An 18,183-nucleotide genomic window follows, 5' to 3' on the forward strand; every position below is an offset into this window, starting at 1 on the left:
TGACTTTTGGCACGCTGTTGAGTTCTCAAGGAACGGAAGCTTCCTTCGAGACCGTTTCACCGGCCCCTCCGGGCTTTCCCTTCGTTGTCTCCAGCTTAGCAGATCCGATTTCCTTCTCTGCCACCCTCTGGAGGGGGTTCCGCCGTCCTGCTTTCGCTTTTCGACGTTCCCGACTTTATCAGACTCTTTCGTGCCCGATTCCCGCCGGTGGGGATTTCCTGCTTTTGCGTTTCTGCCTTTCGGCTTTCGCGCTCCCCGACTTTAGCAGATGCTTTCCGCCGGATTTACCGAACCGCTCCGAGGGCGCACGTCTCCGTGGCGTTCTCGTCGCGGGGGTTGTGCCAACGTACTGGAGCGGGGCACCCCGATGCAAATCGAGGGTGCCCCGCTCCTGGTGGTGCGTCAGACCTCCACGACCACCGGGAGGATCATCGGGCGCCGGCGGTAGTTGTCGGAGACCCACTTGCCGATCGCGCGACGGATGAGCTGCTGCAACTGGCGGACCTCGGCGACGCCGTCGGAGGCGGCGCGGGCGAGGGACTCCTCGATCTTGGGGAGGACCTCGTTGAAGGCCTCGTCGTCGATGCCGGAGCCGCGGGCCTGGATGAACGGGCCACCCACGACCTTGCCGGTGGTGCTGTCGACGACGATGAACACCGAGACGATGCCCTCCTCGCCGAGGATGCGGCGGTCCTTGAGGGAGGACTCGGTGACGTCGCCGACCGAGAGGCCGTCCACGTACACATAGCCCGCCTGCACCTTGCCGGTGACCTTCGCGACGCCGTCGACGAGGTCGACGACCAGCCCGTCCTCGGCGAGGACGCAGCGCTCCTTCGGGACACCGGTGGCCCGGCCGAGTTCGGCGTTGGCGCGCAGGTGCCGCCATTCGCCGTGGACCGGCATGAGGTTGCGGGGCTTGCAGATGTTGTAGAAGTACAGCAGCTCGCCGGCGGAGGCGTGGCCGGAGACGTGCACCTTGGCGTTGCCCTTGTGCACGACGTTGGCACCCCAGCGGGTGAGGCCGTTGATCACCCGGTAGACCGCGTTCTCGTTGCCCGGGATGAGTGACGAGGCGAGGACGACGGTGTCGCCCTCGACGATGCGGATCTGGTGGTCGCGGTTGGCCATCCGGGACAGCGCCGCCATGGGTTCGCCCTGGGAGCCGGTGCACACCAGGACGATCTTCTCGTCGGGGAGGTCGTCGAGCGTCTTGACGTCCACGATGAGGCCCGGTGGGACCCGCAGATAGCCCAGGTCCCGGGCGATGCCCATGTTGCGGACCATGGAGCGGCCGATGAAGGCGACCTTGCGGCCGCGTTCGTGGGCGGCGTCCAGGACCTGCTGGATGCGGTGGACGTGGCTGGCGAAGCTGGCCACGATGATCCGCTTGTCGGCCTTGGCGAAGACCTGGCGCAGCACCGGCGAGATGTCCCGCTCGTGCGGGATGAAGCCGGGGACCTCCGCGTTGGTGGAGTCCGAGAGCAACAGGTCGATGCCCTCCTGCGACAGGCGCGCGAAGGCGTGCAGGTCGGTGAGCCGGCCGTCGAGCGGCAGCTGGTCCATCTTGAAGTCGCCGGTGTGCACGACCATGCCCGCCGGGGTGCGGATGGCGACCGCGAGGGCGTCGGGGATGGAGTGGTTGACCGCGATGAACTCGCAGTCGAAGGGCCCGATGCGCTCGCGCTGCCCCTCGGCGACCTCGAGTGTGTAGGGGCGGATGCGGTGCTCGGCGAGCTTGGCCTCGATGAGGGCGAGGGTCAGCTTCGAGCCGATCAGCGGGATGTCGTCCTTCTCCCGAAGGAGGAAGGGGACGGCGCCGATGTGGTCCTCGTGCCCGTGCGTGAGGACGATGCCGACGACGTCGTCCAGGCGGTCGCGGATCGAGGTGAAGTCCGGGAGGATCAGGTCCACTCCGGGCTGCTCCTCCTCCGGGAAGAGCACCCCGCAGTCGACGATCAGCAGTCGGCCTCCGTACTCGAAGACCGTCATGTTGCGGCCGATCTCTCCGAGACCGCCTAGCGGTGTGATGCGCAGACCGCCTTCGGGCAGCGCGGGGGGTGGGCCGAGCTCAGGGTGCGGATGGCTCAAAGTCTCTCCTCACCACGCACGCCACAGGCCCCGGGCGGAAGCCCGGGGACACCGTGCGCGCGTGACAGTGTGCGTTCTCTTGCGTTGTCCTCATGGGGCGATATTCAGTTCTTAAGTCTTTGGTTACAGCTGTACCCCGCCGGCGGCGAGATCCTGCTTCAGCTGTGCCGTCGCCGCCTCGTCGAGCTCCACGAGCGGGAGCCGCAGCGGGCCGGCGGGCAGCCCCTGCAGGGCCAGGGCGGCCTTGGTGGTGATGACGCCCTGGGTACGGAAGACGCCGCTGAAGACCGGGAGCAGCTTCTGGTGGATCTCCGTCGCCTTGTGGGTGTCTCCCGAGAGATACGCCTCGAGGAGGGCCCGCAGTTCAGGGCTGACCAGATGTCCCACGACGGAGACGAACCCGACGGCGCCGACGGAGAGAAGCGGCAGGTTGAGCATGTCGTCGCCGGAGTACCAGGCGAGGCCGCTGCGGCCCATGGCCCAGCTCGCGGCGCCGAGGTCGCCCTTGGCGTCCTTGTTGGCGACGATCCGGGGGTGCTCGGCGAGCCGGACGAGGGTCTCGGTCTCGATGGGGACGCCGCTGCGGCCGGGGATGTCGTAGAGCATCACCGGCAGGCCGGTGGCGTCCGCGACGGCGGTGAAGTGCCGGTACAGGCCCTCCTGAGGGGGCTTGTTGTAGTACGGGGTGACCGCGAGCAGGCCGTGGGCGCCGGCGCGCTCCGCCTGGCGGGCCAGCTCGAGGGTGTGGTGGGTGTCGTTGGTGCCGACGCCCGCGACGACGAACGCGCGGTCGCCGACCGCCTCCAGTACGGCCCGGACGAGCTGCTCTTTCTCCACGTCGCTGGTGGTCGGCGACTCACCGGTGGTGCCGTTGACGACCAGGCCGTCGTTGCCTGCCTCGACGAGGTGGGCGGCGAGGTGCTGCGCGCCGTCGAGGTCGAGGGCGCCGTCCGCGGTGAACGGCGTGACCATTGCGGTCAGGACCCGCCCGAAGGGGGTCTGCGGGGTGGAGGTCGGAGCCATGGGTCCAACGCTACTCGGTGCCGGTGCCGGGACACCCCCTCGGGACCTGCGATGAGGACTCCGGCGCTGCCTGCTCGGGGGTTCAAGCAGCACCGGAATCCGTTTCTGAAGACTAGACGAATTGCATGAAACCCGGCAATCGGAAGATTCCGGATGAGTGGTGACCTGCTACGGAGCGATCCGGCCGTTGCCGTTGAAGGCGGCGTGCGTGAGCGGCATGAGCTTCGCCCATTCGGCTTCCATCCGCTCCCCGACCATCTCGATCTCCCGCTGCGGGAACGACGGCACCTTGGCGAGCTCGTGCTGGGTGCGCAGGCCGAGGAAGTGCATCAGCGAGCGCGCGTTGCAGGTGGCGTACATCGACGAGAACAGGCCGACGGGCAGCGTGGCCCGGGCGACCTCGCGGGCGACGCCGGCCGCCAGCATCTTCTGGTACGCGTCGTAGGACTGCCGGTAGGAGGCCTCCATGGCGTCCACGACGGACTGGTGCTGCTCCGTGGACCCGTGTACGAACTCGTACTTCCCGGGGCGGCCCTGCTGGACCAGCTTGCGGTCCTCACCGGGGACGTAGAAGACGGGCTGGAGCTCCCGGTAGCGACCGGACTCCTCGTTGTACGAGTTGTGCACGACGATGCCATTGGCGACGAAGTTGTGCCACGGACCCTCGACGGACAGGTCGTAGGTCATCTCCTCGCCGTCCTGGACGATCTCCAGGATCCGCTCGGGCACCGCGGTCGCGATCTTGCCGCCGCGCTTCGCGAGTGCCTGCTCCTCGCCGCTCTTGCGGGTGTGGCAGTCCTCGCAGGCCGGAGCGAGGTTGCCGGTGTCCAGCGCGAGCCCCAGGTCGGCGGCGACGGGAACACGGTGGTCCAGAGCGAGCGATTCCCGCGGGAAGGACCGCGAGCACATGTAGCAGGTGTCCGTCTCCTTGATCAGCCGCTCGCGTTGCATGGACGTCCACACGCCGATACCGCGGCGGAGGCTCGGCGGCACCAGGGCCTGGGACGGCCGGGGGGCCGTCGTGGCGACCATGACGGCATCTCCTGCCGCGAGTTCCCCGGCCTTCGCCCAGCCCTCCGGGGTGAGGATCGCGTGGTCCACGGAACACCGCAGGACCCGGCCGGACGCCGTCGTGATCTTGATGAGCTGCTTGACCCCGGACTCGATGACGTCGACGATGCGAGCCCGCTGGGCGAGGAGCGTCTCCTCGTCGTAGCAGCGCACGTGGTTGCGGCGGACGGACTCGAGCTTGCGCAGACGCGTGCTCGGGTGCTGTTCACGGAACTCGGCCACGGCGCTGTCGGCGGCGTCACGGCTCTCATAGAGCCCCAGGTAGTGGTTCTTGTCGCCGCGCCGGACCTGGGCCATCCACTTGCCCGCCTTGGCGTGCCACGACACCCCTCCGGCGGATGCGGGCAGCCGGTCCTCCACGCCGGCGTGCCAGAGGCGGTGCAGTTCCTTGATCGACCGCCGCCGCAGATTGCCCGCCTCGCTTTCCAGCGTGATCTCCGTGTCACCCGCGAGGCACCATCCGACGCGGTGGCGCATGAACTCGCGGAAGACGAAGATCGGGGCGCTGACGAAGAAGGTCATCGAGTTGTGCTCGAAGGGGCTGCCGTGGCGGTCCCGCATGAGGAAGTTGATCAGGCCCTTCGAGCGCTCCGGGTCCTTGGTCAGCTCCGCCAGGGACTGCTCGCCGGCCGTGGAGACCCGGGCGGCCCAGAGCACGTCGGAATCGGCGGCGCTGTGCTTGACGAGCTCGACGGTCACGTCGTCGCGGAACTGCACGGAATCGTCGGCGGAGGTGTCGGTCACCGGGCGTCCTTCCTCACGGAGCTTGGGGCGGCGACCAGCCTATGCGCCCGTTCCGACATCGCCCGACACCCGTCGACACCGCCCCCACTCCCCGCAAAGCGGAGCAAGGCAGACGACCGGCGGACCACTGCTGGCCGGTCCCGGCGGGGCCCGCTAGCCTCACCGATGTGTCTCTGCCCTTCCTCGCCGCCGACAGCGGCCACGACGAGTACGCCGCGGACGCCGCCCTTCCGCACCGGGTCCAGGACGGGTGGGTCCGTCCCTACCGCCCGGGCCCCTGGCGGGTCGCCGCGGCGGCGATGCTGCTCATGCTCGCCTCGTACCTGCTCATCGCAGCGGTGATCATGGGGCTTTCGGGCAACGGGCCCGGTGTGGCGACGACGCTCGGCGCGGCGGTCCTGGCGATCGGCTGCGCGCTGCGCCTGCTGCGCGTGGGGTTCTGGGTGAGCACGCGCGGCCTGCGGCAGGTGGGGCTCCTGTACACCACGACGCTGCCGTGGGACCGGGTCGGATCCGTCCGTACGGCCCAGCAGCCGGTGAAGTGGCTGGGGCTGCCGCGGACCGTGCAGGGCCAGGCCCTGGTCGTCGCGCGGTCGAACGGCCAGTTGCTGCGGCCGCTGCTCACCGACCACAACGCGGACTTCCTGGGCCGTACGGAGGCCTTCGACCAGGCGGCGGACGCCATAGAGGGCTGGGCCGCCGAGCTGGGCCGGTAAGGCCCGCCAGGGCGGCTGTGGGCCCTCAGGGCGCCTGCGGGGGCCCGGCGGGAGGCTGACGCCGCGGCCGGGCTCCAGGCTGGCGCCTGCCGGTCCGCTCCGAGGCACACGTGGCGGCGCACCGCGGGAACCCCGCGGGTGACAGACGGGCGTCATCGGGCGTTCGCCTGCGGCTGTTAGCGTCCGGCCGATCTGGCCCGTCGAGGACCTGGAGCGACAGTTGTTCGCACCGCCCCATCCGAGCACGCTCCTCAGCCGCCCCGGGCCGCTGCCCGCGCTGGAACCGCTGCGGGGCCGCACCGTCGTCGTGAAGTTCGGCGGGCACGCCATGACCGACGGGCCGTTGCTGCGTTCCTTCGCCGAGGACGTGGTGCGCCTGCGGCGGACCGGGGTGCGGGCCGTCGTGGTGCACGGGGGCGGTCCGCAGATCAGCGCGCAGCTCGACCGGCTGGGCGTGCCGGCGAGGTTCCTGGGCGGTCAGCGCGTCACCACCCCGGAGACGCTGGACGTGGTGCGGATGGTGCTCGCCGGCAAGGTGCAGCGGGAGCTGGTGCGGTTGCTCAACGAGCACGGCCCGTACGCCGTCGGGCTCACCGGCGAGGACGCGCACACCCTCACCGTGGTGCGCCGGTACGCCGAGGTCGGCGGGGAGCTGCTGGACATCGGCCTGGTCGGGGACGTGACGGAGGTCAACACCGCGGCCCTGGACGTGTTGCTGGACCACGGCCACGTCCCCGTGGTCTCGCCGCTCGGCCGCGGGACGGACGGCGAGGTCTACAACGTCAACGCGGACGCGGCCGCCGGCGCGCTGGCCGCCGCGCTGGGCGCGGAGGCCCTGGTGGTGCTGACCGACGTGCCCGGGGTGTACGCGGACTGGCCGCGCCGGGAGCGGGTGCTGGACCGGCTCACCGCCACCGAGCTGGAACTGGTGCTGCCGTCCCTAGGGGGCGGCATGGTGCCGAAGATGGAGAGCTGCCTGCGCGCGGTCCGCGCCGGGGTCCGCACCGCACGGGTGCTGGACGGCCGCGTCCCGCACGCCCTGCTGCGCGCGCTGACCGGCGCCCCCGGCGAGGCCGGGGCCGGGACGGCCGTCCTGCAGGGCTGAGGCGCACCGGACCCCGCTCAGGGGGCCAGCGGCGCCTTCCCCCGCAGGGCGATCGCCCGCTGCATGGCCTTTCGTGCCCGCGGGGTGTCGCGGGCGTCGTGGTAGGCGACCGCGAGCCGGAACCAGGTCCGCCAGTCCTCCGGCGCCGCCTCGGTCTCGGCCTTGCGCCTGGCGAAGACCGCGTCGGCGGAGGCCCGGTCGACGCGCCCGCTCGGGGTGCGCACCAGCTCGTCCTCCGGGAGGCCTCCCTCGGCCTCCAGTTCCCGGGCCAGCCGGTCCGCGTTGCGCGCGAACTGCGTCGTACGGACCAGGAACCAGACGCCGACCAGGGGCAGCACGAGCACGGCCACGCCGAACACCACCGTGACCGGGCGGCCGTCCTGGATCAGCCAGACGCCGCGGGCGCCGGCCAGCACGAAGTAGACGACCAGGACGGCCGCGAGGACGAAGTAGGTGATCTTTGCGCGCATGATGGGCGGACCCGGCTCTCAGTCTGTCGTCTCTCGGCGGTCAGTCGAGGTCCATGAAGTGCTCCAGGCCGAAGGTGAGCCCCGGCGTGGAGACGACCCTGCGCACGCCGAGCAGGACGCCCGGCATGAAGGAGGCGCGGTTCATGGAGTCGTGGCGGATGGTGAGGACCTCTCCGGCGTCGCCGAAGAGCACCTCCTGGTGGGCGACGAGACCGCGCAGCCGCACCGCGTGCACGGGCACGCCCTCGACGTCGGCGCCGCGCGCCCCGTCCAGGGCGGTCGCCGTGGCGTCCGGCTGCTCGCCGAGCCCGGCCTCGCGGCGGGCGTCGGCGATGAGCTGCGCGGTGCGGACGGCGGTGCCGCTGGGCGCGTCGACCTTGTCCGGGTGGTGGAGTTCGACGATCTCGGCGGACTCGAAGAAGCGGGCGGCCTGGCGGGCGAAGCGCATCGCCAGGACCGCCCCGATGCCGAAGTTCGGTGCGATGAGCACACCGGTGCCCGGGGCCTGGCCGAGCCAGCCGCGCAGGGTGTCCAGGCGCTCGTCGGTCCAGCCGGTGGTACCGACGACGGCGTGGATGCCGTGCCGCAGGCAGAAGTCGAGGTTGCCCATCACCGAGCCCGGAGTGGTCAGTTCGACGGCGACCTGGGCCCCGTTCTCGGCGAGGGACTCCAGCTTGTCCTCGCGGCCGATCGCCGCCACCAGCTCCAGGCCGTCCGCGGCCTCGACGGCCTTGACCGCCTCGGCGCCCATACGGCCGCGGGCCCCGATCACACCCACACGGATCTTGCTCATCGTTCCAGTCCTCCGGTCCATACGTTCGAGACGGTCGGTACGGCTCAGGGCTCAGGCGACGGACTCGTGCAGCCGGGCGGCCTGCCGGTCCTTCAGCGGGCCTATGACGGCCAGCGAGGGACGCTGTCCCAGGACGTCGCGGGCGACCGCGCGCACCTCGTCGGGGGTGACCGCGGCGATCCTCTCCAGTGTGGCGTCCACCGACATCTGCTCGCCCCAGCACAGCTCGCTCTTGCCGATCCGGTTCATCAGCGCGCCGGTGTCCTCCAGGCTGAGCACGGTCGAGCCGGAGAACTGGCCGATGGCCCGGTGCAGTTCCTCGTCGCTCAGCCCGTGCTCGGCGACCTGGTCCAGTTCCTCGCGGCAGATCTTGAGGACCTCGTGGACGCGGCGCGGCTGGCAGCCGGCGTACACGCCGAACAGACCGGAGTCCGCGAAGGACGAGGTGTACGAGTAGACGCTGTAGGCGAGTCCGCGCTTCTCGCGGACCTCCTGGAACAGCCGGGAGCTCATTCCGCCGCCGAGGGCGGTGTTGAGCACGCCCAGCGCCCAGCGCCGGTCGTCGTGCCGGGACAGGCCCGGCATGCCGAGCACGACGTGGGCCTGCTCGGTGCGGCGCTCCAGGAGCTCCACCCGGCCCTGGCCGCGTATCGTGCGGGCGCCGCCGCGCGGCGGGCGGGGCACGGCGTCCGCGTCGCGGAGGGCGCCCGCGTCCTCGAAGGCCTTGCGGACCTGGCGGACGACGGTGGCGTGGTCGACGTTGCCCGCGGCGGCGACGACCAGCCGCGTCGGGTCGTAGTGCTTCCGGTAGAAGCGGGCGACCTGGTCGCGGGTGAGGGCGTTGATGGTGTCGACGGTGCCGAGGACGGGGCGGCCGAGCGGGGAGTCGCCCAGCATGGCGGTGGCGAACAGATCGTGGACCTGGTCACCGGGGTCGTCCTCGGTCATCGCGATCTCCTCCAGGACGACGCCGCGCTCGGCGTCGATGTCCTCCTGGCGGATCAGGGAACCGGTCAGCATGTCGCTGACCACGTCGATGGCGAGCGGCAGGTCGGTGTCGAGGACGCGCGCGTAGTAGCACGTGTACTCCTTGGCCGTGAAGGCGTTCATCTCGCCGCCGACGGCGTCGATCGCCGAGGAGATCTCCAGCGCGCTGCGCCGCGCGGTGCCCTTGAAGAGCAGGTGCTCGAGGTAGTGCGTGGCGCCGTTCAGGGCCGGGGTCTCGTCGCGTGAGCCGACGCCGACCCAGATGCCGAAGGTCGCGGAGCGCACCGTCGGCAGGGTCTCGGTGACCACGCGCAGGCCGCCGGGGAGCACGCTGCGCCGCACCGTGCCGATGCCGTCGGTGCCGGGGAGCAGGGTCTGCGTGCGGACGGCCCGCCCCTTGGTGGTGGGGCGGGCCGTCACACGAGTGGTGCGGGTGGTCACTTCTCGGACGCGTCCTCGGCCTTGTCGTCGGCCGCGGCCTCTTCGCCCTCGATGACCGGGATCAGCGAGAGCTTGCCGCGCTGGTCGATCTCGGCGATCTCGACCTGGACCTTGGAGCCCACGGCGAGGACGTCCTCGACGTTCTCGACGCGCTTGCCGCCGGCCAGCTTGCGGATCTGCGAGATGTGCAGCAGGCCGTCCTTGCCCGGGAGCAGGGAGACGAAGGCACCGAAGGTGGTGGTCTTCACGACCGTGCCCAGGTAGCGCTCGCCGACCTCGGGCATCGTCGGGTTGGCGATGCCGTTGATGGTGGCGCGGGCGGCCTCGGCGGACGGGCCGTCGGCGGCACCGATGTAGATGGTGCCGTCGTCCTCGATGGTGATCTCGGCGCCGGTGTCCTCCTGGATCTGGTTGATCATCTTGCCCTTGGGGCCGATGACCTCACCGATCTTGTCCACCGGGATCTTGACGGTGATGATGCGCGGGGCGTTCGGCGACATCTCGTCCGGAGTGTCGATCGCCTCCATCATCACGTCGAGGATGTGCAGACGGGCGTCGCGGGCCTGCTTGAGGGCCGCGGCCAGGACCGACGCCGGGATGCCGTCGAGCTTGGTGTCCAGCTGCAGCGCGGTGACGAACTGCTTGGTGCCGGCGACCTTGAAGTCCATGTCGCCGAAGGCGTCCTCCGCACCGAGGATGTCGGTGAGGGTGACGTAGTGGGTCTCGCCGTCGATCTCCTGGGAGATCAGGCCCATGGCGATGCCGGCGACGGGGGCCTTCAGCGGCACACCGGCGTTCAGCAGCGACATGGTGGAGGCGCAGACCGAGCCCATGGAGGTGGAGCCGTTGGAGCCCAGCGCCTCGGAGACCTGGCGGATGGCGTACGGGAAGTCCTCGCGGGCCGGCAGGACCGGGAGGATCGCCCGCTCGGCCAGCGCGCCGTGGCCGATCTCACGGCGCTTGGGGGAGCCCACGCGGCCGGTCTCGCCGACGGAGTACGGCGGGAAGTTGTAGTTGTGCATGTAGCGCTTGCGCGTCTCGGGCGCCAGCGTGTCCAGCTGCTGCTCCATGCGCAGCATGTTCAGCGTGGTGACACCCAGGATCTGGGTCTCGCCGCGCTCGAACAGCGCCGAGCCGTGCACCCGCGGGATCGCCTCGACCTCGGCGGCCAGGGTGCGGATGTCGGTGACGCCGCGGCCGTCGATGCGGACCTTGTCCTTGATGACGCGCTCGCGGACCAGCTTCTTGGTCAGCGAGCGGTACGCCGCGGAGATCTCCTTCTCGCGGCCCTCGAACTGCGGCAGCAGCTTCTCGGCGGCGAGCGCCTTCACACGGTCCAGCTCGGCCTCGCGGGCCTGCTTGCCGGCGATGGTCAGCGCCTGCTTCAACTCGTCGGCGACCGAGGACTCCAGCGCCTCGAACACGTCGTCCTGGTAGTCCAGGAAGATCGGGAACTCGGCGGTCTCCTTGGCGGCCTTCGCGGCGAGGTCGGCCTGCGCCTTGCACAGCACCTTGATGAAGGGCTTGGAGGCCTCCAGGCCCGCCGCGACGATCTCCTCGGTCGGCGCCTCGGCGCCGCCCTCGACGAGCTTGATCGTCTTGTCGGTGGCCTCGGCCTCGACCATCATGATCGCGACGTCGCCGTCCTCGAGGGTGCGGCCGGCCACGACCATGTCGAAGACGGCCTCCTCCAGCTCGCTGTGGGTCGGGAAGGCGACCCACTGGCCGCGGATCAGCGCGACGCGCACGCCGCCGACCGGGCCGGAGAAGGGCAGGCCGGCGAGCTGCGTGGAGCAGGAGGCGGCGTTGATGGCGACCACGTCGTAGAGGTGGTCGGGGTTGAGCGCCATGACCGTCGCCACGACCTGGATCTCGTTGCGCAGGCCCTTCTTGAAGGACGGGCGCAGCGGGCGGTCGATCAGGCGGCAGGTGAGGATCGCGTCCTCGGAGGGGCGGCCCTCGCGGCGGAAGAAGGAACCGGGGATCCGCCCGGCCGCGTACATGCGCTCCTCGACGTCCACCGTCAGCGGGAAGAAGTCGAGCTGGTCCTTCGGGTGCTTCGAGGCGGTGGTGGCCGACAGCACCATGGTGTCGTCGTCCAGGTACGCCACGGCCGAACCGGCGGCCTGACGGGCCAGGCGGCCCGTCTCGAAGCGGATCGTGCGGGTGCCGAAGCTGCCGTTGTCGATCACGGCCTCGGCGTAGTGGGTCTCGTTCTCCACTATGGGAATTCTCCTCTTTCGTGCCCCCGGGCGTCTTCCCGGGGACCGTCGGTGGAGGGGCGTCCCGCCGGGCCGGTCTTCGATCGAAGCCACCGGGACGTACGTGCTGCCCGGGGGCCACTACCGAGGACCGGCTCTGGTGGCGCTAGGAGGACGCTCCCTCCGCATGCTCTATGGCGTTGTGTATGGGACCAGACTACAAAGTCTCGGCCCCGGTCTCGCGCCCAGCGCGGCCCCGTACGTACGCAAAGGGAGCGGCCCCCGGCTGGGAACCGCTCCCTCTACGGCGTCTCAGCGGGCGCCGGCCGCACCGCGGCGGATGCCGAGGCGGTCGACCAGCGCACGGAAGCGCTGGATGTCCTTCTTGGCCAGGTACTGCAGCAGGCGGCGGCGCTGGCCGACCAGGATCAGCAGACCACGACGGGAGTGGTGGTCGTGCTTGTGGGTCTTGAGGTGCTCGGTCAGGTCCGAGATGCGGCGCGAGAGCAGCGCGACCTGGACCTCGGGGGAGCCGGTGTCGCCCTCCTTGGTGCCGAACTCGGCGATGATCTGCTTCTTCGTCGCGACGTCGAGCGACATACGGTCTCCTTGTGGTGTCGGTGCCTCCGAGCGCCCCTGGTCTGCGTCACAGGAGAAGCTTCGTTGACCCGGAAGGCATGACGCGCCGCGCATGGGCGGACGCATCGGTTACACAGAGTACCACCCCGGGCCCGGTGCGATGTCCGGGGCCGGGGTGGCGGGGGCCGCCGGCGGCAGCGGGCCCTCCGGCCCTGCCGCCCGTCGTTCAGCCGCTGGTCATGCCGCGGGCCTCGGCGTACAGGTCGAGGACGGCGAGGGCGAGCGGGATGAGGGAGAGCAGCACGGTCGCCTCGGCGAGGTCGAGCATCCGGCCCCAGAAGGGGGTGACGCCCTTGCTCGGGACGACGAGGGCGATCGCCACCAGGAGGGCCGCGCCCAGGGCGACCGCCGCGGACAGCCACACGGTGCGGATGTCGAGCGAGGAGTGGTTGCCGCGCAGCAGGTCGGTGAGGACGTCGGCCGGCAGGTTGAGGGAGAGGCCGATGATCAGCAGCCCGACGGTGATCACACCGGCCACCATCAACGTCACGACCTGCGAGGTGTAGCGGAACAGCCGGGCGCGCATCAGGGTCGCCAGGCCCATGGCGAGGGCGAGCAGCTGCGCCCAGGAGCTGTCGGAGAAGCCGAGCACGACGCCGGCGGAGCCGACGATCGCGGCGGCGCAGCCGCCGACCAGACCGAGCAGCAGCTCGTGGCCGCGACGGGCCTGGTTGGTGATCCGGTCGAAGTCGACCGGCTCCTCCTCGCCCTGCCGGTCGCCGTCGCCGCGGTGCCGGGCCTGGACCTGGTCGGGCGAGCGGAAGCCGATGGGCAGCCGGGCGAAGCGGGCGGACCAGCCGGGCAGGAAGCCGATGACGGCGATCATGACGACGGCGGTGACGGCGGCGGCCTCGCGCGGGGCGGCGTCGGTGAGGATCGCCACGAAGGTGGCCACGGTGCCGACGCCGGCGGTGAAGGAGGCCGCGACGAACGGAGCGTCCCCCTGGGGCAGCATCAGCACGAGGAGCACCGCGGCGACGAGCACGACGACGCAGCCGATGAGGAAGTGCAGCCGGCCCGGTCCCCCGTTCCCGTCGAGGCCCATGATCCCGGAGCCGGCGACGAGCAGCAGCGGCAGGGAGGCGAGGCCGAGGGCGACGGCCGAGTGGCGGTCGTCGTACACGCGGGCGCGCACCGAGGCCAGCGCCACCAGTACCAGGCCCGCGGCGCCCGCGAGGATGCCGGACAGGCCGTGCATGTCGTGCTTGACCGGCTCGGAGAACCAGAGCACGAAGGCCATCAGGGCGAGCAGGATGACGCCGGCGGTCAGGCCCACGCCGCGCATGAGGCCGTCGTTCCAGCTGCGCCGGTCGGTCTCGACCGCGGCGGCGACGGCGTCGACGACGTCGTCGAACACGGCGGGCGGCAGTGAGTCCGCGAACGGGCGCAGCAGCAGCAACTCACCGTCGTGCACACGCTGTTCGGCCAGGGACAGGGTGCCGTCGAGGACACGTCCGTCCCGGCGGACCAAGTTGTAGCCGGTGGGGGCGGCTTCGCCGGGGGTCTGGCCCGACAGGCGCAGTATCTCCGGATGGATGTCGGAGAGCGGCACGTCCTCCGGGAGTGCCACATCGATCCGGCTGTTCGGCGCCGCCACCGTGACTCTGCAGAATCCCGTCGCTGAGATCGTGCTCACCTGGAGTGGTCCCCCTCGTCCGGTGATGGGTGGGTTGGGCTGGGGTCCGCGCGGCCGTCCAGGGTCGGACCCCCGTCCGCGCCTCGCGATCCGTCACCCTACCGGGTACCTCAAGTCCCTTGCCCCTCGCCCGTCCCAGTGCCTTTGAACTGTCATGCCCAGTAGGATCGCCACCTGCCTGTGGTCCGATGCCCGCCCCGCGCGGGGCGCAGCGCGACCGGGACGTGTCATACGGGGGACCGTCACCACGGGGGCGGCCCGAAACTGCGATTCGCGTGAAGGACTGGTGCATCGGTGAGCGTGGTCGTCATCAAGCGCCCGCCGCGGGTTTACCCGCCGGAGGTGCCTAATGAGGAGGTACGGCTCGAAGCCCCGCCCGAACTGCCGCGCGGCGAGGACCAGGGCCTGCTGATGAACCTGCTGCCGATGCTCGGCATGGGTTCCTCGGCGGCGTTCTTCTTCCTGCCCACGGGGTCGGGGACCTCCGGCGGGTTCATGAAGGTCATGGGCGTGCTCATGCTGGGCTCCACCGTGGCGATGGTGGTGGCCCAGATCGTGCGCGCCCGCAAGGGGCCGTCGGGGCAGATGGCGGAGGCCCGCCGGGACTACCTGAAGTACCTGGCGCAGGTGCGCCGCGGGGTGCGCAAGACCGCCCGCCGGCAGCGCGACGCCCAGTATTACCTGCATCCCGCGCCCGAACAGCTGTGGGCGCTGGTCGCCGAGTCCTCACGGGTGTGGGAACGCCGTTTCACCGACCCGGACTTCGCGCAGGTGCGGGTGGGCCTCGGCCCGCAGCAGCTGTCGACGCCGCTGGTGGCGCCGGAGACCGCCCCGGTGGACGAACTGGAGCCGCTGACCGCGCACTCGATGCAGCAGTTCATCGCGGCGCACGGCTCGCTGGACAACCTGCCGCTGGCGGTGGGGCTGCGTTCCTTCTACCACGTGACCGTCTCCGGGGACCCGGAGACCGTCTACGGGCAGACCCGCTCCATCGTGGGCCAGCTGTGCTCCCTGCACTCGCCGGAGGACCTGGTCGTCGCCATCGTGGCGGCTCCCGGCGCCCAGCCGGAGTGGGAGTGGGTCAAGTGGCTGCCCCACGCGCAGCACAAGGAGCACGACGGGGCGGGCTCGCGCCGTCTGATATGCGGTGACCTGGGCGAGGTCGAGGACCTGCTGGCGGACGAGCTGGAGGGCAGGCCGCGCTTCAACCGCGAGGGCCAGCCGGTGCTGGACCAGCCCCACGTGGTGATCGTGCTGGACGGCGGCGGTGTGCCGGCGGACTCGGTGATCGCGTCGGCCGAGGGACTGCAGGGCGTCACGATCCTGGAGGTCGTCCCCGGCGAACTGGACGAGGCGCGCGGCTCGCTGTCGATCCAGGTGTGGCGCGACCAGCTGTACCTGGAGGCGGGGGCCGGCACCTTCACCGGCGTGCCCGACGTGCTGTCCCCGGTGCAGGCGGAGTCGCTGGCACGGCAGCTCGCGCCCCTGCGGCTGGGTGCCGCGGACGCCGACGAACCGCTGCTGGCGAACCTGGACTTCACCGACCTGATGGGCATCGGCGACGCGGCCTCGGTGGACGTGGCGCGGACCTGGCGGCCGCGGACCCTCCACGAGCGGCTGCGGGTGCCCATCGGCCTGGGCGAGACCGGCGAGCCGGTCATGCTGGACGTCAAGGAGGCCTCGCAGGAGGGCATGGGCCCGCACGGCCTGTGCGTCGGCGCCACCGGTTCCGGCAAGTCCGAGCTGCTGCGCACGCTGGTGCTGGGCCTGGCCGTGACGCACTCCTCGGAGACCCTCAACTTCGTGCTCGCCGACTTCAAGGGCGGCGCGACCTTCACCGGCATGGGCACGATGCCCCACGTGTCGGCGGTCATCACCAACCTGGCCGACGAGCTCACCCTGGTGGACCGCATGCGCGACTCCATCACCGGTGAGCTGACCCGCCGCCAGGAGCTGCTGCGGCAGGCCGGCAACTACGCCAACATCACCGACTACGAGAAGGCCCGCGCGGCCGGCGCGGCGCTCGACCCGCTGCCCTCGCTGGTCCTGATCATCGACGAGTTCTCCGAACTGCTCGCCGCCAAGCCGGACTTCATCGAGATGTTCATCCAGATCGGCCGCATCGGCCGGTCGCTGGGTGTGCACATGCTGCTGGCCTCGCAGCGCCTGGAGGAGGGCAAGCTGCGCGGCCTGGACACCTTCCTGTCGTACCGCATCGGTCTGCGGACCTTCTCCGCGGCCGAGTCGCGCACCGCGATCGGCGTGCCCGACGCGTACCACCTGCCCAACGTCCCCGGCGCGGGTATCCTGAAGTACGGCACCGACACGATGGTGCAGTTCAAGGCCGCGTACGTGTCCGGCACCTACCGGACGCCGGGCACCCGCACGGCGAGCGGGGCGCGTGTCGACCGCTCCCCCGTGCTGTTCACCGCCTCGCCCGTGCCCGTGCGCATCGTCACCGAGCCGGAGCCGCAGCAGCGCGCCGGGCAGGTCGACGACGCGCTGGCCGACACGGTGCTCGACGTCATCGTGGGACGGCTGGAGGGCCAGGGTCCGCCCGCCCACCAGGTGTGGCTGCCGCCGCTGGACGAGCCGTTCAGCGTCGACCAGGTGCTGCCGCCGCTGACGGTGAGTGCCGAACGGGGTCTGCACGCGGACGGCTACACCGCCGCCGGCAAGCTGCAGGTGCCGGTCGGCCTGGTCGACAAGCCCTTCGAGCAGCGCCGCGACGTCATGTACGCGGACCTGTCGAGCTCCGGCGGCCACGCGCTGATCGTGGGCGGCCCTCAGTCCGGCAAGTCGACGCTGGTCCGCACCCTGATCGCGTCCTTCGCGCTCACCCACACCCCGGAGGAAGTGCAGTTCTACGCGCTCGACTTCGGCGGCGGCGGCATGCTCGCCCTGGACGGGCTGGCGCACGTCGGCGGGGTCGCCTCCCGGCTGGACGCGGAGAAGGTCCGCCGTACGGTGGCCGAGGTGCACGGCATCCTGAACGCCCGCGAGGAGTTCTTCCGCACCAACGTCATCGACTCGATGGGCACCTTCCGCTCCCGCCGGGCCTCGGGGCACTTCCCCGACCAGCCCTGGGGCGACGTGTTCCTGGTCATCGACGGCTGGAGCACCTTCAAGACCGACTACGAGATGCTCGACCCGGTCATCAACGACATCGCCACCCGCGGTCTGGGCTTCGGCATCCACCTGGTGATCACCGCCACCCGCTACACCGAGATCCGGCCCGCGCTGCGTGACCAGGTACTCAGCCGGCTGGAGCTGCGGCTCGGCGACCCGATGGAGTCCGAGTTCGACCGCAGGCGCGCCGAGAACGTGCCGGTCGGCAAGCCGGGCCGCGGCTTGTCCCCCGAGAAGCTGGACTACCTGGCGGCGCTGCCCCGCATCGACGCCTCCTCCGGTGTGGAGGACCTCTCCGACGGCATGGCGCAGTTCGTGGCCTCGGTCAACGCCGGCTGGTCGGGCCCCACCGCGCCGAAGGTGCGAATGCTGCCGACGATGCTGCCGTCGACGGAGCTGCCCGGTGGCGGCGACTTCTCCGACCGCGGCATCGCGATCGGTGTGGACGAGCTGACCCTGTCGCCGGTGTTCGTCGACTTCGAGACCGACCCGCTGTTCGTCGTCTACGGCGAGAGCGAGTCCGGCAAGTCCTCGCTGCTGCGGTTCCTCGCCCGGCAGGTCAGCGAGCGCTACGAGCCCGGCAAGGCGCTGTTCGTGGTCTCCGACTTCCGCCGGGCGCTGCTCGGCCAGGTCCCGGAGAGCCACATGTACAAGTACTGCGCCTCCGGTCCGCAGCTGCAGGAGGTCATGGAGTCGCTGGCCGGTTCCATGAGCCGCCGGATGCCCGGCCCGGACGTCACGCCCGAGCAGTTGCGCAACCGCAGCTGGTACAGCGAGCCGGACGCCTGGGTCTTCGTGGACGACTACGACCTGGTCGCCACCTCGATGGGCAACCCGATGCAGGTGCTGATGGAGTACCTGCCGTTCGCCCGTGACCTGGGCCTGCGCATCGTGCTGTCGCGCAGCACCTCGGGCGCCTCGCGTTCGTCCTTCGAGCCGTTCCTGACCCGCGTCAAGGAGCTGGGCGCGACCGGCGTGCTGCTGTCCGGCGACCCGGCCGAGGGCCCGATCTTCGGCAACGCCAAGGCGTCCAGGCTGCCCCCGGGCCGTGCGCAGTTCATCACGCGGCGCCGCGGCAACCAGCTGATCCAGACCGGCTTCCTGCCGGAGAGCTGATCCCGTCCCGGCGCGCGGCGCCGG

At 70.9% G+C, this 18,183-nt stretch carries 11 protein-coding genes and 3 pseudogenes; 3 read left to right on the top strand and 11 right to left on the bottom strand.

From position 1 onward, the window contains the following. Positions 1 to 402: 402 nt before the first annotated feature. From B085_RS0131520 to B085_RS51155, 5 genes and pseudogenes are all read right to left on the bottom strand, one after another. Entirely contained in the window at positions 403 to 2,088 is a 1,686-nt protein-coding gene (locus tag B085_RS0131520; protein ID WP_026251647.1) for a ribonuclease J, read from the bottom strand. Positions 2,089 to 2,211: 123 nt separating this feature from the next. Beyond that, entirely contained in the window at positions 2,212 to 3,111 is a 900-nt protein-coding gene (gene dapA, locus B085_RS0131525; RefSeq protein WP_018562602.1) for a 4-hydroxy-tetrahydrodipicolinate synthase, read from the bottom strand. Between the two features lie 168 nt (positions 3,112 to 3,279). Then, a pseudogene (gene thyX / locus B085_RS51145) lies at positions 3,280 to 3,729 on the bottom strand (FAD-dependent thymidylate synthase); the annotation flags it as partial. Between the two features lie 3 nt (positions 3,730 to 3,732). Beyond that, a pseudogene (locus B085_RS51150) lies at positions 3,733 to 4,659 on the bottom strand (HNH endonuclease); the annotation flags it as partial. After that, a pseudogene (locus B085_RS51155) lies at positions 4,639 to 4,926 on the bottom strand (FAD-dependent thymidylate synthase); the annotation flags it as partial. The pseudogenes B085_RS51150 and B085_RS51155, both read right to left, overlap by 21 nt. A gap of 167 nt (positions 4,927 to 5,093) precedes the next feature. Here B085_RS51155 and B085_RS0131535 point away from each other — a divergent pair. Both B085_RS0131535 and argB read left to right on the top strand, forming a co-directional pair. After that, on the top strand, positions 5,094 to 5,642 hold the full coding sequence (locus tag B085_RS0131535; protein WP_018562604.1) for a hypothetical protein: 549 nt from the start codon (positions 5,094 to 5,096) through the stop codon (positions 5,640 to 5,642). A gap of 220 nt (positions 5,643 to 5,862) precedes the next feature. Further along, the gene (gene argB / locus B085_RS0131540; protein ID WP_018562605.1) at positions 5,863 to 6,747 is read left to right on the top strand and encodes an acetylglutamate kinase; all 885 of its coding nucleotides are present in this window, start codon (positions 5,863 to 5,865) and stop codon (positions 6,745 to 6,747) included. A 17-nt stretch (positions 6,748 to 6,764) separates the two neighbouring features. Here the strand turns inward: argB and B085_RS0131545 are convergent, their stop codons facing one another. From B085_RS0131545 to eccD, 6 genes are all read right to left on the bottom strand, one after another. Continuing rightward, positions 6,765 to 7,217, bottom strand: coding sequence for a hypothetical protein (locus tag B085_RS0131545; protein WP_018562606.1), 453 nt, complete (start codon positions 7,215 to 7,217; stop codon positions 6,765 to 6,767). A gap of 40 nt (positions 7,218 to 7,257) precedes the next feature. Then, positions 7,258 to 8,010 (bottom strand): 4-hydroxy-tetrahydrodipicolinate reductase, encoded by a 753-nt coding sequence (dapB, locus tag B085_RS0131550; protein WP_018562607.1) that lies wholly within the window; start codon positions 8,008 to 8,010, stop codon positions 7,258 to 7,260. 51 nt (positions 8,011 to 8,061) lie between these two features. Further along, positions 8,062 to 9,438, bottom strand: a complete 1,377-nt coding sequence (locus B085_RS0131555) for a M16 family metallopeptidase (RefSeq protein ID WP_018562608.1) — start codon at positions 9,436 to 9,438, stop codon at positions 8,062 to 8,064. Further along, positions 9,435 to 11,660: a polyribonucleotide nucleotidyltransferase gene (locus B085_RS0131560; protein WP_018562609.1), complete on the bottom strand. Its 2,226-nt coding sequence runs from the start codon at positions 11,658 to 11,660 to the stop codon at positions 9,435 to 9,437. The genes B085_RS0131555 and B085_RS0131560 overlap by 4 nt, the downstream gene beginning before the upstream one ends. Before the next feature lie 291 nt (positions 11,661 to 11,951). Then, complete coding sequence (gene rpsO / locus B085_RS0131565) at positions 11,952 to 12,239, bottom strand: 30S ribosomal protein S15 (RefSeq protein WP_018562610.1); 288 nt, start codon at positions 12,237 to 12,239, stop codon at positions 11,952 to 11,954. Positions 12,240 to 12,444: 205 nt separating this feature from the next. Beyond that, positions 12,445 to 13,914 (bottom strand): type VII secretion integral membrane protein EccD, encoded by a 1,470-nt coding sequence (gene eccD / locus B085_RS0131570; protein WP_026251649.1) that lies wholly within the window; start codon positions 13,912 to 13,914, stop codon positions 12,445 to 12,447. A gap of 294 nt (positions 13,915 to 14,208) precedes the next feature. Here eccD and B085_RS0131575 point away from each other — a divergent pair, with 294 nt between their 5' ends. After that, complete coding sequence (locus tag B085_RS0131575; RefSeq protein ID WP_018562612.1) at positions 14,209 to 18,159, top strand: type VII secretion protein EccC; 3,951 nt, start codon at positions 14,209 to 14,211, stop codon at positions 18,157 to 18,159. Positions 18,160 to 18,183 lie beyond the last annotated feature (24 nt).

It is taken from the genome of Streptomyces sp. BoleA5 (assembly GCF_000373665.1).
Lineage (GTDB): Bacteria > Actinomycetota > Actinomycetes > Streptomycetales > Streptomycetaceae > Actinacidiphila.